Here is a 17386-nt window from a genome sequence, read left to right as displayed (position 1 = left end):
GAGGGCAATCCATGTCAGATGTGATGTCACTGGAAGGTAAAACCATTGTCGTGACCGGTGCCGCGCAGGGTATCGGGCAGGCGATCGCTGGTCTCGCGATCGGCCTCGGGGCGCGGGTGGTCGGCGTCGATCTCAACGGCGACAAGCTCAACGCCCTTGCCGCGACGATGAACGGCCGGTTGCTGCCTTATGTAGGGAGCGTGGCTGATCCAGAGTTCACGGAAGCGACAGTGAGCGATGTCAAGGCGCGGATCGGCGCCATTGACGGTCTCGTCAATAATGCCGGAATCACGCGGCCGGCGATGATCGAAAAGATGACGTTGCAGCAATGGAGCGAAGTCATTTCGGTTCATCTGACCGGCGCGTTCCTCTGGACCCAGGCCGTAGGCCGCATCATGGTTGCGCAGGGGAAGGCCGGCCGCGAAAGCCCGGGCTCCATTGTGAACATCTCGTCGGACGCCGGGCGAGGTGGCTCGGTCGGGCAGATCAACTACGCCGCGGCAAAGAGCGGCCTGCTTGGCATGACGATGTCGGCCGCCAGGGAATGGTCGAAATTCGGCGTGCGGACCAACTCCGTCTGTTTCGGCGTAGTCGAGACGCCCATGACCGAAACGATCAGGGGCGACAAGTTTCGGGACGGCATATTGGCGCGGATTCCGATGGGGCGTTGGGCTGCACCGGAGGAGGCGGTCAAGCCGGTATGTTTTCTCCTCTCCGACGGCGCATCCTACATTACGGGACAGCATATCGCCGTGGACGGCGGCTATCATATCTCGGTCTGACGCTTCCTTGCACATCGAGACTGGCGCTTGACCCCACGGGCCGGCATCGACAGTTCCGATGTTCGGACACCCGCTTATCATATGCGCCAAGCGCAGAGGTCTCGCCGATGAATTATACGCAAATGCGCACGAATTGTCGCATATTTTGCTGTTGCGGGTGACAATAAAATTAGTACACTAGCAAACGAAGTGGTCGCCAAGAGCCGCGTTGCGATGTCCATGGAGGGAAGCATGAGCGAGAATCGATTTGATGCCGCCGGCCACGCGCAATCGATGCGCGATCAGGGCTTCTGGATCGACAAGAGTTTTGATGAATTTCTTCAGCAGGCCGTTGCCGCCACGCCGAGGAAGCTCGCGCTGCTGGCCGACCGCGCCGATCGCACTGAGCCGAAGCGCCTGACTTACGCCGAGCTCGGCGATCTGGTTTCGCGCGCGGCAGCCGCGTTGAAGCAGCGCGGTGTTGGTCCTCGTGACGTCATATCAGTGCAGCTTCCCAATTGGTGGGAATTCGCGGTGATTGCATTGGCTGCGTTCCGGGTCGGGGCCGTCGTTAATCCCCTGATGCCGATCTTCCGCGAGCATGAACTGAGCTACATGCTCGACTTCGCCGAAACCAAGCTTTTGATCGTACCCAAGGTGTTTCGCGGTTTCGACTACGAGGCAATGGCGCAGTCGCTGCGACCCAAATTGCTTAAACTTCAGCACATCATCGCCGTCGATGGCGAGGGGGCGAACAGCTTCGATCAGGCGCTGCTTTCCGGCAGCGAACGTCTCGGTCCGCCGCCGATCGGCGAGATCGGCGCGCTTCCCGCCGATGAGATGGCGGTGCTGATGTTCACCTCGGGCACCACAGGTTCGCCCAAAGGCGTCATGCATTGCCTCAACACGCTGCTCGCTTGCAACATTGCACTCGCCGGCCGTTTCGGTCTCGATGCGAACGATACGATGCTGGTCTGCTCGCCGCTCGGCCATATGACCGGCTTCGCGGCCGGCATGCTGCTTGGCCTCAAGATCGGTGCCTCCGTCGTCTTCCAGGACATCTGGGAACCGAAACGCGGCATTGGGATCATGGCCAATGAAGGCGTTACCTATTCGGCTGGTGCAGCGACGTTTCTTGCCGATATGTGCGAGGCGGTGGCGGCCGGTGCGACCAAGCCCAAGCTGCTGCGCAAGTTCCTTTGCGCCGGCGCGCCCATTCCGCCGGCGCTGATCGACCGCGTCTACCGCGAGCTCGATCTCAAGGTCTGCTCGCTGTGGGGCATGACCGAGGCGCTCTCCGGCACATTGACCGAGCCCGAGCGGGCGCTTGAGAAATCCTCGAAGACCGACGGCCGTCCGCTCGAGGGCGTTGCCGTGAAAGTGCTTCGCATGGACGGATCTCCGGCGCCGGTCGGGGAGAAGGGCCTGCTCAAGGTGCGCGGCGCGCAGATGTGTCTTGGCTACTACAAACGCGCGGACATGGAGCCGTTCGATGCCGAGGGTTGGTTCGACACCGGTGACATGGCCTATATGGATGACGAGGGCTACATCCGCATCGACGGCCGCATCAAGGACATCATCATTCGCGGCGGCGAGAACGTGCCGGTCTTCGATATCGAGAACCTGCTGTTCAAGCATCCCGCCGTGCTTTCGACCGCGATCGTGGGTTATCCGGACCCGCGGCTGGGCGAGCGGGCCTGCGCATTCGTGGTGCTGCGTCCCGGCCAGACGCTCGATCTGGCTGACGTGCAGGCGCTGATGGCGGAGCACAAGGTCGCGAAGCAATACTGGCCGGAGCGGGTCGAGATCGTCGCCGATCTGCCGAAGACACCCGCCGGCAAAGTGCAGAAATACCAGCTCCGCGAAGTAGCGAAGGCTTTTGCAGAAACGTCACGCAAGGCCAGCGCATGACGTCACGGCGCGGGGATCGCACCTTCGTCACGGCCATGTGCGAAAAATAGGCTGCGGTCAGAACGTGCCGGGGTACGCGCCGCCGTCGATCAGGATGTTTTGTCCGGTGATATAGCCGGCTTGCGCCGAGCACAGGAACGCGCAGGTCGCGCCGAATTCATCCGGGTGCCCGAACCGTTTGGTCGGATTGGCGGCCCTGATCTCCTCGGTAACGTCGCCGACCTCGCGGGAGGCGCTCTTCGCCAACGCGGCAAGATTCGATTTCAAACGGTCGGTGGCGAAAGTACCGGGCAGCAGATTGTTGATCGTCACGTTGTGCTCGGCGGTCGAGCGCGCGAGCCCGGCGACAAAGCCGGTCAGGCCGCTGCGTGCGCCGCTCGATAGCGCGAGCATCGCGACCGGCGCCTTCACCGCATGGGACGTCACATTGACGATGCGTCCGAACCGGCGTGCGATCATGCCGTCCAGGGTCGCCTTGATCAGCGCGATCGGCGCGAGCATGTTGCCGTCCAGCGCCTTGATCCAGTCCTCGCGCTCGAATTTCCGGAAATCGCCCGGCGGCGGCCCACCGGCGTTGTTGACGAGAATGTCGGGCGCCGGGCAGGCGGCGAGAATGACGTCGCGGCCCGCTTTTGTGGTCACATCGGCAATGACCGTTCTGGGTCGGTTGCCGGTCGCAGACGCGATCTCGTCGGCGGCGCTCTCCAGTACAGCGCCGCGGCGCGCCGCAATGATGAGGTTGACGCCCTCGCGGGCGAGCGCCATCGCGCTGGCCTTGCCAAGCCCCTGACTTGCCGCGCACACGATGGCGGTGCGCCCCTTCAATCCCAGATCCATGCTTGTTCGCTTTCAGGAGTTCGGTAAGGGCATGCCGGCGGGCTTTGCGCCCCACATGCAAAAGCTGGTTGGCTCAAAGCCGAATTGCCGCGGCCGATGCGTGGTCTCGTCCTCGATCTCGTCGACGCCGACCGAGTATTCGAAGATCATGCCGTCCGGCCCCCGGAAGTAGAGGAAACGCGCGCCGGAGGTCGGATGCCGGCCGGGGCCGAACACGATTGGCACGCGGCGCTCGCTCAGGAAGTAATAGGAGCGCAGCACGTCGTCGCTGGTCTCGACCTGGTGGTTGATGTGCTGGATGCCGGCCTTGGGCGCACGCACCAGCGCAATGGTGTGATGGATCGCATTGACGCGCATCAGCGGAATGTCGCCGATGCGGTCGCTGACGCGGGCGTTGCACACTTGCGTCCAGAACCGCTCGTCGCGGGCAGGATCGGTGGAGTTGAGGCCGATATGGCTGAAGCCGGTGATCCCGGCATCGCGGCTGGCAAAGTAACGCCGGCCGCTGCGCTCCGGCCGCACCACCAGTTCGATATAATTGCCGGTCGGATCGCGAAAGCCGATGAAGGCTCTTACCTTGCGCCGCTCGGCTTCCGGCGCAGTCCCGGCGTGAACGGCATGCCCGAGCGCTTCCAGTGTCGAGGCCGCCTCCTGCAGGCTCACCTCGTCCTCGACCTCGAAACCGACGGTCTGATCATCAGGATCGCCTTCCGAATAGCACAGCGTATGCGCACGCGCGTCGGAGCGCAGATAGAGGTCCTTCTTGCCGCGTTCGGCAATCTGCAGGCCGAGGCAGGTGGTGGCGAAAATCTCCGCCGATTCGAGATCGGGCGAGCCGAGACGAACGTAGCTGACATCCCTGAGCTGGATCATGGTGTTCTCCTGTTCATCCACCCGGCGCGCGCAGTTCCGGTATGTCCTTGCTTTCGCTGCCCCAGTCGCAGAGCGAGGCGGCGCTAAGCGGAAACTGCCGCGCCGGCCGCGGCTTGCCGTCGAGCTCCGTCATGCCGTTCACATAGGAGAAGATCAGGCCGTCCGGGCCCTCGACGTGCAGGAACATCTGGCGCGAAGCCGCCTCGCGGCCGGGGCCCTGCACGATCCTGATCTGGCTTTGCTGCATGAAGTAGCTGTTCTGCATGATCTGATCGAGCGCCTCAACCTCGAACGCCGCATACAGCAGCCCATTGCGCTTCGACGGATACAGCGCGACCCGGTGATGCAACCCATCGATCCGCAAATAGGCGATGTCGCCGACCCAGTCGCTGACCTCGGCACCAAGCGCGCGCCAGAACGCGAGGTCGCGGGCGTGATCGGTGGTGCGAAGGCCGACGCCATGAAACGCGACAATGCCGGCATCGCGCGGCGGAAAATAACGGCGTCCACTTTGCGTCGGGCGCACCACCAGATCGATCCGGTTGCCGGATGCGTCTTCCGTCAACAGTGCCGATTGCACGTAACGCCGCCGGCACTCGCTGGCCGTTGCTTCTTTCACCGTAAAGCCGAGTTCGCGCAAGCGACGGCCGATTTCCTCCAGCGCCGTGTCATCCCAGACTTCAATGCCGACGCTGGCGCCGTCTGTAGAATTCTGCCCAAGGCTCACCGTGCGAAACCGGTCGTCGGAACGAAAGGCGATCTCGCCATCCTGATCGGCGACGCGTTGCAGGCCGAAAATGTCGGAGACAAAACGCGCGCTCGCATTGGGCTCGCTGACGGCGAGGCGCACGTAGCAGACCGATGTGATCAGGGGGATGGCGCGGCCGTTGTTCATCGCGCCCGTGCCTTCGGATGCTGGGATTCCAGGAAAATCTTGATCATCCGCCGCCACACCGCGAACAGCTCATCGAACCATTTGGGATCGTTGTCCCACAGCGTGCGTAGCGCCAGGCCGCGGACCAGACTTAACGTCAGGGCCACGATGTCGGCCGACAGCGAAGGCGGCACGCCGCTGGCCGCCAGCGCTTCGGTCCAGGCGGTCTCGACCGGCCGGCGCGCTTTGCGGGAGATATCCAGGATCTGCTTGCGCACGGCCTGATCGGTCGACGTCGACAGCACGATGTCGATCGCCACCATGAAATGCTCGCTGAAGAAGAATTCGCGCGCATCGTCGATCACGGCTTCGATCAGGTCCCTCGGCCGGTTCACCGCCGCGGCACGGCGCCGGCTCAGCACCTGGGCCTGTTCAAACACATATTCGAGGGTGGCGACGACAAGCGAATCCTTGGTCGGAAAATGATGCAGCTGCGCGCCGCGGGACAGGCCCGCTTCGGCAGCGACGTCGGCGGTTCGAAAGCGGGCGTAGCCGCGCCGGCGAATCAGCTCGGAAGCGGCCTTGAGGATGCGCGTGCGCGTTTCCGCGGTGCGTTCGGCCTGGGTTCGCCGCCGCGCGGTGCCGAGCGGTCGGCGCGCGGATTTCAGCGGGGTGGGGACACGGTCAGGACGGTTTGCCATTTTCTAGACCTCGATCTGAACGTTTCCGTCGACGATGGTGACGGGATAGGTTTTCAACGCAATCTCGCACGGCATGCCGGTTGGCTCGCCGGTGGTGACGTCGAACGTACCGAAGTGGAACGTGCATTCCACGGTTTTCCCGGTGATGATGCCTTCCGCTGCAAGTGACGCTTCGCCATGGGTGCACATGTCGGCGGTCGCGTAGATCGCGCCGTCGACCCGGTACAGCGCCACGTTGGAGCCATCCGGCAGCGGCGCCTGCTTGATTTCGCCTTCGACCACTTCATTGGCCGCGCAGAGAACGACTGTTTCACCCATATCAAGACCTAAAGCATGGTGCTGCCGCCGTTGACGCTGATGACCTGTCCGGTCACGAACGATGCTTCGGCGGAAGCGAGATAGGAAACCATCGAGGCGACTTCCTCCATTTCGGCCGGACGGCCCATGGGGATGACGCTGACGAATTTGGCGGCGAGCGCGGGGTTGCTCTTGGTGATTGCCACCATCTGTGGCGTATTCACCGCGCAGGGCGCCACCGTATTGACCGTGATGCCGTCCTTGGCGAACTCGCGCGCCATGCCGGTGGTGAGGCCATGAACGCCACCCTTGGCGGCGTTATAGGCGGCATGGTCCCACAGGCCGTTGCGGACTGAATCGGCGCCCAGGTTGATGATGCGGCCATAAGCTTGCGCGCGCATCTTGGGAACCGCGTACCAGGAACACCACAGCACGGTCCAGAGGTTGCGGTCGATGGTGGTTTTCAATGTCTCCGGCGTTTGCTCGGCGAAGGCCTTGATGATGCCGCCGCCGGCGTTGTTGACGAGGATGTCGAGGCGGCCGAAGCGCTCACTTGCGAGATTGATGGTCTTCTCCGCCGTGCCCTGATCGGAGAGATCGCCGGGATGGCTGGTGACTTCGGCGTCGAACTCCCTGCTGAGATGGGCGCAGGCCTGTTTCAATCCGGCCTCGTCGAGGTCGGCAAGCACGAGCTTGGCGCCGTCCCTCGCCAACCGCTCGGCGATCGCAAGGCCAATGCCCTTGGCCGCGCCGGTGACGATGGCAACATTATCCCTGAGCTTCTTGTCCATTACCTGGGTTGCTTTCACAGAATGATGCTGACGCGGCCCTGGGCGCGAAGACCTTCGCTGTCCAGCAGGCAGCGCTTCTCCTTGATCCGGAACGTGCCATTGCCGGGCACGAGACGATACCGGTTGCTGCCGAAATAGGTATCGGTCACACCGTCCTTGGTGCGATAGGTGATAAAGGCTGAACTGACCTCGATATCGTCGCCGATATGCTTTCTGATGCGGACGTTGCTGACGAGGTGTCGCGTCCGCGAATGCGGGAACTCGGCATGCGCGGTGCGCTTCATCAGGCGCTTGACCCGCTCGCTGAGGCGGAAGCGGTCATCGGCGACATAGAACAGGTTATTGTCGGGCGAGGCGTCGACGGCGAGATCCGTCGCCGGGACGTAATAGATTGCATCGTCGGTGAACAGCTCCAGCCATTCCGGCAGCCGCCATTCATCCAGCAGTTCGGCTTCGGCGAACAGGAAATCCTCGACATCGGTGCGAGCTATCGTTTCCATCGCGGCTACTCCGTCGCTCATGCCGGCACCCTGAAAATATGCTCGTTCCAGTTCGACCAGAACGCGCGCATCTGCAATTCGTCATCGTAGGACGGGTTTTCCTTGCCCATGCCCTTTGAGATGTCGTTCCACTGCGCCTCGGCGGAGTTGCGAAAACCGCGCTGGCACTGTTCGAGTGCCTCGACGTCATCAGGCGTCGCAAAGCCGCCGGGCCCGAGAAACTCGAGGAAATTGAACAGTCGGTATTTTCGCGCCCACTCGGTCTCTTCCTTGGGGGCCAGCGCCCAGGCGCTGATATTCATGAAATCGGGTGCGGCGGGATAATAGGTTCGCACCGTCACTGCCATGATGTCGTTGATCACTAGATTGGGGAAAATGAACAGGTTCCGGTTGAAGGTGGCGATACGGTCGGCGCGCTCCTTGCCGAACCGTGCGACCAGACCATCATAGAGACGGGACAGCTCGCGCTTGCCGTCTTCACCCCAGGAGGGAATCCACTGCGCGACCGGACGACCCCACGGCGCCTTGTATTCGAGAACGGCGTGTCCCTTGCCGAGATCGCGCGCCGACCCCTCGAAGGCGACCTGTGCGAGACCGCCGGTCGTCGCCTTGAGGTAATCGAGATAAGTCGCGTGCGTCGTCAGCGCGTGGTAGCCGTCGATCGAGTTTTCGGTCAGCAGTTTCCAGTTCGCCCGCATCGAATATTCCTGCGTGCCGCCGACAATGGTCATTCCCATCTCGGCTTGGTCGCAGATCACATCGAGATATTCCTTCACCGGACCGAGATAGTCCGAGAGGCTTTCGACGCCCTTGTCGAAGCAGATGAAATTGAGATCGCGGTAACTCTCGAACCGCGCCACCTGCTGCATGCTGGAGGTCGAGCGCTCCTTGAAATCCTCGGCATAGGAGGCTTCTCCAGGCTGGCTGCGCAGCGTTCCATCGAGCCCGAATACCCAGCCGTGGTAGAAGCACTGGAAGGATTTGGCGCTGCCGTGTTTTTCGCGGCAGACCTGCGCGCCGCGATGCGGGCAGGTGTTGAGCATCGCCTTGAGAACGCCCTTGCCATCGCGGGCGAACAGGATGTTCCGCCCTCCGACCGAACGGGTGACAAAATCCCCCGGCTTGGCGAGCTCGGAACTGTGGCCGAGGTAGAGCCAGCATTTGTCGAATATCTGCGCCCGCTCCGCTTCCAGAATGTCGGGATCGACAAAGGCTGGTGTCCAGCGGGAACATCCATCGAAACGCTGGTGGCGGTCGAAGGCCATCGATGGGCGATCGAGGACAGCTTTGAAACCGCGAAAAACGAGTTCGGGCTCGATCACAACGAGAGCAGATCCTGGCATGGCTGGCACCGTCACGTGTCCCTGGTGATGCTCGCCTTCGCCATGATGGCCGCGATCCGACATCGCGCTAACCCGCCACCGCCCAAAAAAAAGAAACGGCGCCCCCCGGCAAAAGCCAAAACATATCCACGCCGCCACTGATCCGTTGGTCAATCCAGGAAATCCGCCGCATTGCCATCAGACTCGCTCGAAAACGGATTCAACCCGCACACATCATCGCATGGTCTTTCTGGCGCAGAGCTCACCAGGCCGCCGCTCAACGCGCCCACTTCAAATCAACAAAGCAACTGTAATGCTAAGATAAAGGCAACGAGCCCCGCTGATCCGGTGGGGCTCGTTTGTTTTTGAATACCAACGTGACGCCTGACCAATGTTGCGCCGAGATCGCGGCCTTGAAAAGAGCCTGTTAGCCGCATGCCCTTGATCTCTCGGTTCAATCGCCCCAATCACCTTCCAGACAGTCGCGGCGCGGCCGTCTCCGTTTCCTTTTCACTTCCACGGCTAACCGCGCACATCCAGCTAATCCATCGTGCCGTCGCGCGAATTGCCGCATGCGCTTAGCGGGGACATTTTGGGAGTTGATGTATTCCAAGGCACGTACCCAGCGGCTCTTTTGCTTGCTATCCGCATCGGGCACAACGGCTTCGATCAAAACGCGGATCGAGCTCATGCCTTTACGCCGGACAATGCCTAGACTAAGGAATACGGCGGACTTCGTCATGTAGGCAAACATAGTTTCGTACTCTACAAAGATCCGGCTGTACACCAAGTCCCGGTTCTGGCGTCTTTGCAAGAAGTCGACATCGCTACGATGAATGTGCTTGTCGATCCCCGCTGCGTGGGTGATGCAGGCTGTGGCCGGCGCAGCCAAATGATCGACTGGTATGTCCCCTCACCGGACGGTCGCGAGGTGGCGGTCAGTATTTCCAGCGACGGCTCTGAAGCCGGGACCTTGCACATGTACGACGTCGCGACCGGGAATGAGGTCGATCGGCCTATCGGGCGTGTGCAGTTTCCTACAGGCGGCGGAAGCCTCGCTTGGCGGAGAGACGGGCAGGGGTTCTGGTACACCCGGTATCCGGAACATTCGCAATTCGAAATGCGGGTGTTTTATCATGCTCTAGGCACTGACCCGACGGACGATCTTATAGTCCTCGGCGGTGAATTTGCTAGGATTGCAGAGGTCAAACTCGATAATGGCGATGGTACTGCACCATTAGTGGTATCCGTGGCCAACGGCGACGGCGGTGATTTCGAACACTTCGTAATTCCAGAAAGCGGCTCTCCAGTCCGAGTCACCCATTTTGAAGACCAGGTCGGAGCAGTTGTGGGCGCACCAGACGGGGCTCTTCTCGTCATATCCTATAAGGATGCACCGCACGGCAAGCTCCTGCTGCTCGACGTGGGTAAGTATTCGTTGGCTGAGGCGCGCACGCTCGTTCCCGCGGGAGACCGTATCTTCCGTCCGCAACATGAATTTGAGCCGCGCCCTTTGGTAATCACGACCGACCGCATTTATGCCCAGGTCGTCAATGGCGGACCGGTCGATGTGGCGGTTTTTGACCGGGCAGGAAAGTTCATCCGCACATTGCCGGGACCGACGATTGCGGCGCTGGGCCCCGTGGTGCCGGTCGGCGGGGGAAAGGTGGTCTACGGTGTCACAACCTTTCTCGAACCATTCCGGTACATGCTTTTCGACGAACTAGCCGGTACTTCGGCAGAAACTGGGCTAGCGCTGACTCGTGGCTTCGATTTCTCGGACACCGTGATCACGCGTGACTTCGCTACTGCGTCCGACGGGACTCGCATCCCAATAACCATCATCAGCCGCAACGATGTGAAACAGGACGGTACCGCGCCTCTGTTGGTGTGGGGTTATGGAGGCTATGGGAACATCCAGTCGCCGACAAACCTCACGCCCGCTACTCGTATCTGGCTCGATGCTGGAGGCGTTTATGCTCTCGCCAATCTGCGCGGAGGAGGGGAATACGGCCCGGAATGGCACAAGGCCGGCTATCTGACGCACAAACAGACCGTGTTTGACGATTTTACTGCGGTGGTGCGGCACCTGGTCGACACGAAATGGGGGGCGTCCGATCGCGTCGCGCTACGCGGGGGGAGCAACGGAGGGCTACTTATGGGGGCGATGATCGTTCAGCATCCAGAGCTCGCCCGTGCGGTACTTTCTGAAGTCGGGATATTCGACACACTTCGCGAAGAGGACTTCCCCAACGGAGCCTTCAATGTCACCGAGTTTGGAAGTGTCAAAGACCCACAGCAATTTCGGGCCCTATACGCCTACTCCCCCTACCATCACGTGGAAAAGGGTAAGGAATATCCGGCTGTCTTTTTGACCGCCGACGCCGACGACAATCGCGTCAATCCGATGCAGTCGCGCAAGATGGCTGCGGCTCTGCAATGGGCCAACAGCGGGACGAAGCCCATCCTGCTGCACACTACCGCCGGGGTTGGGCATGGCGTTAGTATCCCTGTCGACGCAGGGATTGCAACCAAAGCGGCCACGTATGCCTTCCTATTCCGCGAATTAGGGATGTCGGTGGTTGTGCCGCCACACTGATCTGTCCAGTGCGATAGGTGCTTCGTGTGATAGGCAGATGGCAAAATGGAGTAGGTCGGCTGACTGATGAGGTTTCAGCAAAAGCGTGTCAGTCAGCCCCCAAGAGGGTTTGGTCGCAAATGGGGTCAGCTTCGCGGGTTGATAAAGAAATCGAGATTACCTTATCATTCGTAGTCGCCTCCGAGTGTATACTAGGAGACCGTCTTAAAGAGGACGTTCTCGCGCAAGTGCCTGCCTGCCATGCGAACGCTTCGGAAGATCAGCCTTCCGGCGATCCCCAGCTGACCTGCCGGCTCATGTCGGCGAACGTGGTGTCCCGCCGCCAGCTAAACCACACTCGGGGGGCACGACCTGGGGTTAGCCTCTGAGAGCTGACCTTCTCGCGCTCGGCCGCTTCCGATGACGGAGCTTTATGGAGCGCTAACCGCGCTGCCCTGCCGACATATGCTGATCGTACTCGATTGCCGTTTTGCGGGCGCTTTTCGTTGGTCCGAGCTCTCGGGACTGGTTCTTGTCCCGGAGAACCTGCATCGGGCGAAATTTCGTATTTAAGTTGTTGACACCTGTAGCTGTGTTGTGGAGAATTAAATTGCGACTGCAATCTAAGGTAAACGCTCCGCAGATACCCTGCATATAATTTAGTGATGAACTCCGCTTGGATGCCTGTTTAGCTCGCCGTTTGGGTAAGCGCAAAAACGTAATTTAGCGCGGGCAGATTGGCTTTTCACAAAGGCGAGCCATCGGATGGAGGGGCTTCGTCGCCGGCGTGGGGCATTCAACTCGAATAGTCGCGACACGGCTTCGCGCCGGCGCTACCCGGACCTCAGCGTAAGCGTCCAGACGCCTTCCGCCGTGTTCGCGATCGTAGAGATCGCGGTCGCTATCACTGTGCACTCTGTCGACGAGGGATGCTCGCTGCTGTAGCGCTACGCTGGCTGACCGGTAGGAGGAATGGTGTCTCAGCTTACGACCGGGCGCGCAGGGCGCGCCATGCCACGTCCTGTCGGTTGGCAGGAAACTCTGAATCCGAACTTGACAAGGCGCGGTTTTCTAGCCGGAACCGCAGCCTTGCCCATCGCCGCCGAGACCGCGTTTGCCGATTCGGCTGTCTCGATGGACCTCGAGTTTGATTTGTCCGCGGACGGCGGAACGTTGACGGTGCGCGAATTTCCTCACCCCGCTCCCGGTCAGAAACCCGATCAAAATTTGCAGCGGAATTGGAAGGCGATCGCGGCTGCCTTCGGCCCCAAGGCATGGTTCGACCTCGCGGTCGACGCCAACGACGACAATCTCAAACACCTGAGGATCCGCGACGCGAGCTACGGCGCCACAGATTCCATCAAGCTGGAGCTTTTCTTCTCGCCCGTCCTCGCGTCCGACAAGACGCGCGTGGATCACTGGGTCCTGGAACTAACGACCGATCTATGGCGGAGCGCGACAAGGCCGGGTTCGTCCTGGACCAGCGGCAGACAAGCCTTCGGAGATTTCGCGAAGAAAAACGGAAATCTGAATCTGCTCGCGCCGGTAAATGCGGCGAGCGCGAACGTGCGGTTGGGGCAGATGTTCGATCGCCGTGTCGCAACGGACGACAAGACGGGCGAAGCGCTGATACTTACCTTTCATAATGACTGCCTATGGAGCCTCAGTCGAGAGCAGGGCGTCGCCGCGACGAGCTTCGACGGCCTCGCCAAGGCCGGCATATTCACCCTCGGGTGGTATCAGATAGAAAACAGGACGCCGTTCCTGCTCGGCTATGCGAAGGAGAACGAACAGCGTCATGACCGCGTGTCAATCTCCTCGCCGTTCCGGGTCGGCGGGACATCGGGACTCGGCGTCGGTATCCACGGTTTCGCAACTTCCGGGTCGCCCTTGGAGTGGGAGGCGCGGCAGGTCGCTTCTCCCCTTGTCCCGAAGGCCGCACAGACGTTCGTCAAGCTGACTTTCGGCGCCGCCCAACTCACGATCGTCGATGATGACGACACCACCGCCGCGCCGATTTCGGCGGCGAGCCTGTTCATCACGGAATCTCGACTGCCGATTAAGGGTCAGCGCGTCCGCCGAACGCTTTGGGGCAAGGTGACGCAAACGGACGCGTCTCTCGAATTGGGCACATTGGTCGGAAGGCTGCGCGTCAATGCGCCGGAGCCGGTCCCGGCGCCGGCCGCTCCAGCTTCGAACGCGGTCGCGCCGCCGTCCGCGTCGAACGGATCCGCGCCGCCGGCCGCGCAGGCCGCGCCCGCGCCCGGCGCCTCGATCACCACCAACCCGCCACAAGACACGGACGCGCTGATCGCCAGCGGCGACCGTACCGGGGCGCAAGACGCCACGATTTGGGCGGTGTTCGACCGAACGAAGATCAACGAGCCTTACGCAGCGCGGCGCGTTGCGGTCGATCTCTCGTTGCTGTCGAGCGATCTCGCGCTTCCCGATGTGAGCCACAGCGCGCTCACGTTCGACTCTGCGGATTTCCGTCTCGTCTATGAAGACGGCGAACCGATGAAGGAGCTGTCAGCGGGCGAATTTCCCCGCCCTCCCGCGTCGAGCTATCTGTGGGTAGGGCCGCTTGATCCCGGCGTGGAGATCGCGCACTTCGATCTGTCGCGGGCGACGCTCGCGGTCGCGCGCGATGTCGATCTCGTCAAGCTGCGTTTTCGCTTCCTCGACTTGACGCTGGTGCTGACCCCCGAGCCGGTCATTCGCCTGAGGCACGCCGAGTGTCGGGTCATCGACCTAGGCAACGGACATTTCCGCGACGACCGACCGGTGCTCGTTGCCGAGTTCGATCCGCAGCACGTTTTCGAGGAAGCCATTTTTCGCCAGAACATCCCGTTGCCCGACGTTACGGATCTGCTGGATCCAACGTTGGATCGAAACGCCATCCTCAAACAGATCGATCTCTATGCCGGCGATTCCGCGAAGCTAGTCGACTACCGGCAAGGGATTCAAGACAAGAAGGTGGCCAAAGATTCGAGCCCACCCGCGTTCAAAGACTTTTGCAAGGCCTTCAAGAACGCCGCGATCGGAGCGGGCCTCCCGCCCGACCAGCAAATCTATCTAGGCCCCTTCGCGCTCGATCCCGACGCGATGGCGATCGCGCGGCAGGTCGAGCGAAGTACGGCCACCGACGCGGTGACCGCGTCGATCGGCGCAATGTTCGACCGCATCAAGAAGTTCATCGCCGACGATAAAAACAGCAAGACGACCCATCTCCTCGCGCCCGTTACGCCGACGGGGGGCGGTAACCCGGGCCCGGACGACTATTACCTTGCAAACGCATTGCGCAACGAGGCGATGCTTGAGCAGCAAGAGCCGGTGTACGGCGTGTTCCGCGACTATTATCGCAGCGAAATGATCGGGCAGTATTACGCCAAACCCCAAGATAAGCAGACCTGGGCGCCGGCCACGCTGGATTCGATCGATGTCGAGTTTTTCGCCGCGGATGACCGCTCGAGTTGGCAGCCTACGGCAAGCGGGGCGCCGAAAAGAGTTCCAGCCGCAGACCCGCGCCACGATCGCGAAACGGCGCTCCGCACGAAGTTCATCCAACAAATCGTCGGAGACGATCCAGCAGGCTTTTCCGAACTCAGCGAGGCGCGGCTTGCGCAGCCGAGCCGGCTTGCCTTCCGTATCAATTGCACTCCGGCGCCGAATGCAACCGCGGAGGAGGCGGGGCTGAATTACAGCGCTGACGCCTCGCCGCGGGCGCCCAACAGCGGCGGGTTCATCTATCCGGAACTCGCTTTCACATTCGCCGATCTTTCCGATTGGTCGCGGCACGAACCGGCCGTCACGCTGCGCGCGCGCAAACTGTTCAGCGGGAACGCGAGCGGGATCGTACCGCCGGTCGGCGCACGCGCCGCCAATCTCGCCGATAGTGACGTGCTCTCCTATCAGGGGATCACGCGCGGTGGCGTTACGGCCGAACAAAGGCTCGGAGAAATTCGTGCCGCGCTCGCCAAAAAGCCGACACCTTACGAGACCGCGATCGAGATCCCGGCACGCCTCACGCTGTCCACTGCGCAGGACGCGATCTGGTTCGACCGTCGAAAATTGCCCTGGCAGGTCGTCCATGAGCATGCCGGTTCGGTGCCGGCGGTCGTCCCCCAGGAAACGCCAGGCGGCGAGACCGTCATGAAGCCGGGCGAGTCCGTCAGACGTTCGCACCAACCCTTGTGGCTTGCCCGGCTGGCGCTGGATGGGCTCGAGCCCAATCTGCGCATCGTCGACTCGCCCGACCTGCGGCCCAACGCGTTGACGTGGTTGAAGCCGGGCGACGTCCGCCAGATTGGGCAGGGCGCGCCGCCGCGCGGACCGCTCGCCCCCTGGTTTATCGGCCCGGAGCAGATGGACGCGGCGACGCTGACGGCCGACGGCGTCAACGCCATGATGCCTGCCGGCGTCCAAATCCCGAAGCCGACGCCCAGCGCCACGCCAACTCCGCCGCCGCCCGCTTCGGAGGCAGAACTGTGCACGCCGCCTTTGCGCGACCGCATCTGGCGCATCTTGCGCCTGCTCTGCGGCCGCGATGACGACCGTAAAACCCTCGGTCAACTACAGCTGTTCCGCTCGGCGCTCGACGCCTACGACCGGCACGAGTTGGTGTTGCTGTCCTCCGCCTACGGCCTCCCGGTCATCGGCAAGCGCAAGCCGCGCGAGGGCGATCCGGCCGGCTCCGAGGTGGCGGGCGGTCTGGTCGCCGATTCCGGCCAGATCGAGCCAGGCGACGAATTTCCGGTGCTCGATGCCGACGATGCCCAGGCAATCCAGCGCCCGCAACAACTGCGTGTGCGCGAGCTCTGGCTCAGCGCGCTCGGCGGATCCTTCATCCACGATACCCAGTTCCTTCCGTCGGCCGGCGCCAATGATTTGTGGGGCGGCAAGATATTCGACGGCTTTTCGATCGAGCGGTGGCGCGCGGAGATCGTGCTGGGCCGCGATATTGTCGGCGAGGTCGTCTACAAGGGCTATTTGTTCCCGCTCGGCCATCGCGCTTCGCTCGTCAAATTGACGGAGCGGCTGTTCCTGCGATCGGAGACGCTGGGCGTGAAGGCTGTGCTGGTTCAGCGCATCTTCGTACGCGTCGGGCGCAAGACTCAGGCCTATCCGGCGGTTGGCCAGCCATTCGACGGGCGCCTGTGGTGCGCGCGGGACGTGAGCATCCTCACGGTGCAGACGCCGGACCTGCAAGACCCTTACGAAAAGCCGAAGGTCCCAGCCAACAATCCTGAAAACCCCGTGGGAGGACGCATCAGCCTGGGGGATGCGCCCGGCCTCGCGTTCTGGCCGCGGGTCAACGAGACGCCAGAGGGGCTGGTCAAATTCGATTTCACCATCGACGGCGCCGAGACGTCGATGCCTCTGATTTTCGTCGACAATATTGCCGCTACCAACAGCGCTTCCTTGCAGGCGCTCGTCGAAACCTATCGCGGATGGAAGGATTGGCCGCAGCGCCGCACCGCCGCGCTTCGCAATCAAAACATCCGCTATGCCCAGGAAACGAAAACCGGCGATTGCACCCTGAAGACCCAAAGTATCGTCGTCAGCGTGCACGGCCGCCTCAAGAACTCTGCCGGTCCGTGGAACGGGGACCTGAGCGCTTACGACACCACGGCGATCCTTGAAGGCGCAGAGCAGCCGCCGTTCTATCCCTCCGTGGAAACGGCGACGGTCCGCCTCGAGAACGTCGAGCGCTTCAGCGGTGGCGCTCCGCAGTTGCTCGACGTGCAATATGACGGACGTTACGTCCGCTTCGGCTTTTCTGCGAAAACCGCCGATCCGAACAAGCCGACCAATCCGCTCCGAGATATTCCTCAACCTTCGCACATGCCACGCCATGTCGATGGGCAAAAACGGCGATCGCAGCGGGGCGGTCGGCCGGCCTGAGTCGAATATTGTCGCCATCGGCCGCGGCAACGGCCCG

General features: G+C 61.9%; 12 protein-coding genes and 1 pseudogene. 5 read left to right on the top strand and 8 right to left on the bottom strand.

What is annotated here, in order from left to right; translation table 11 throughout:
* The first annotated feature begins 11 nt into the window (after window positions 1-11).
* A complete protein-coding gene (locus tag V1289_RS13440; RefSeq protein WP_334397394.1) occupies window positions 12-782 on the top strand; it encodes an SDR family NAD(P)-dependent oxidoreductase in 771 nt (256 codons plus the stop codon).
* 231 nt (window positions 783-1013) lie between these two features.
* Window positions 1014-2672: an AMP-binding protein gene (locus V1289_RS13435; protein ID WP_334397393.1), complete on the top strand. Its 1659-nt coding sequence runs from the start codon at window positions 1014-1016 to the stop codon at window positions 2670-2672.
* A gap of 57 nt (window positions 2673-2729) precedes the next feature.
* On the opposite strand, the gene V1289_RS13430 is transcribed toward V1289_RS13435, so the two are convergent.
* Genes V1289_RS13430 through V1289_RS13395 form a run of 8 tightly spaced genes read right to left on the bottom strand, consistent with a single transcriptional unit; the run spans window position 2730 to window position 8810 of the window.
* Window positions 2730-3509, bottom strand: a complete 780-nt coding sequence (locus V1289_RS13430) for an SDR family oxidoreductase (RefSeq protein WP_334397392.1) — start codon at window positions 3507-3509, stop codon at window positions 2730-2732.
* A gap of 12 nt (window positions 3510-3521) precedes the next feature.
* The gene (locus V1289_RS13425) at window positions 3522-4382 is read right to left on the bottom strand and encodes a VOC family protein (protein ID WP_334397391.1); all 861 of its coding nucleotides are present in this window, start codon (window positions 4380-4382) and stop codon (window positions 3522-3524) included.
* 13 nt (window positions 4383-4395) lie between these two features.
* The gene (locus tag V1289_RS13420; RefSeq protein ID WP_334397390.1) at window positions 4396-5277 is read right to left on the bottom strand and encodes a VOC family protein; all 882 of its coding nucleotides are present in this window, start codon (window positions 5275-5277) and stop codon (window positions 4396-4398) included.
* Window positions 5274-5957, bottom strand: coding sequence for a TetR/AcrR family transcriptional regulator (locus V1289_RS13415; protein WP_334397389.1), 684 nt, complete (start codon window positions 5955-5957; stop codon window positions 5274-5276). The genes V1289_RS13420 and V1289_RS13415 overlap by 4 nt, the downstream gene beginning before the upstream one ends.
* 3 nt (window positions 5958-5960) lie before the next feature.
* The gene (locus V1289_RS13410; RefSeq protein ID WP_334397388.1) at window positions 5961-6275 is read right to left on the bottom strand and encodes a non-heme iron oxygenase ferredoxin subunit; all 315 of its coding nucleotides are present in this window, start codon (window positions 6273-6275) and stop codon (window positions 5961-5963) included.
* 8 nt (window positions 6276-6283) lie between these two features.
* Window positions 6284-7045: an SDR family oxidoreductase gene (locus V1289_RS13405; RefSeq protein WP_334397387.1), complete on the bottom strand. Its 762-nt coding sequence runs from the start codon at window positions 7043-7045 to the stop codon at window positions 6284-6286.
* 14 nt (window positions 7046-7059) lie between these two features.
* Window positions 7060-7545: an aromatic-ring-hydroxylating dioxygenase subunit beta gene (locus tag V1289_RS13400; protein ID WP_334397386.1), complete on the bottom strand. Its 486-nt coding sequence runs from the start codon at window positions 7543-7545 to the stop codon at window positions 7060-7062.
* A 17-nt stretch (window positions 7546-7562) separates the two neighbouring features.
* Window positions 7563-8810: an aromatic ring-hydroxylating oxygenase subunit alpha gene (locus tag V1289_RS13395; protein WP_334397385.1), complete on the bottom strand. Its 1248-nt coding sequence runs from the start codon at window positions 8808-8810 to the stop codon at window positions 7563-7565.
* On the opposite strand from V1289_RS13395, the pseudogene V1289_RS13390 reads away from it, so the two are divergent.
* From V1289_RS13390 to V1289_RS13380, 3 genes and pseudogenes are all read left to right on the top strand, one after another.
* Window positions 8760-9029: pseudogene (locus V1289_RS13390) on the top strand (transposase); the annotation flags it as partial. The gene V1289_RS13395 and the pseudogene V1289_RS13390 overlap by 51 nt on opposite strands.
* Window positions 9030-9759: 730 nt before the next feature.
* Window positions 9760-11466 (top strand): prolyl oligopeptidase family serine peptidase, encoded by a 1707-nt coding sequence (locus tag V1289_RS13385; RefSeq protein ID WP_334397384.1) that lies wholly within the window; start codon window positions 9760-9762, stop codon window positions 11464-11466.
* A 1068-nt stretch (window positions 11467-12534) separates the two neighbouring features.
* The gene (locus V1289_RS13380) at window positions 12535-17349 is read left to right on the top strand and encodes a hypothetical protein (RefSeq protein WP_334397383.1); all 4815 of its coding nucleotides are present in this window, start codon (window positions 12535-12537) and stop codon (window positions 17347-17349) included.
* The last annotated feature ends 37 nt before the right edge of the window (window positions 17350-17386 follow it).

Source organism: Bradyrhizobium sp. AZCC 2289 (assembly GCF_036924615.1).
Taxonomy (GTDB): domain Bacteria; phylum Pseudomonadota; class Alphaproteobacteria; order Rhizobiales; family Xanthobacteraceae; genus Bradyrhizobium.
Note: the sequence above shows the minus strand (reverse complement) of the source record. Positions and strands in the feature narration are given on the sequence as shown.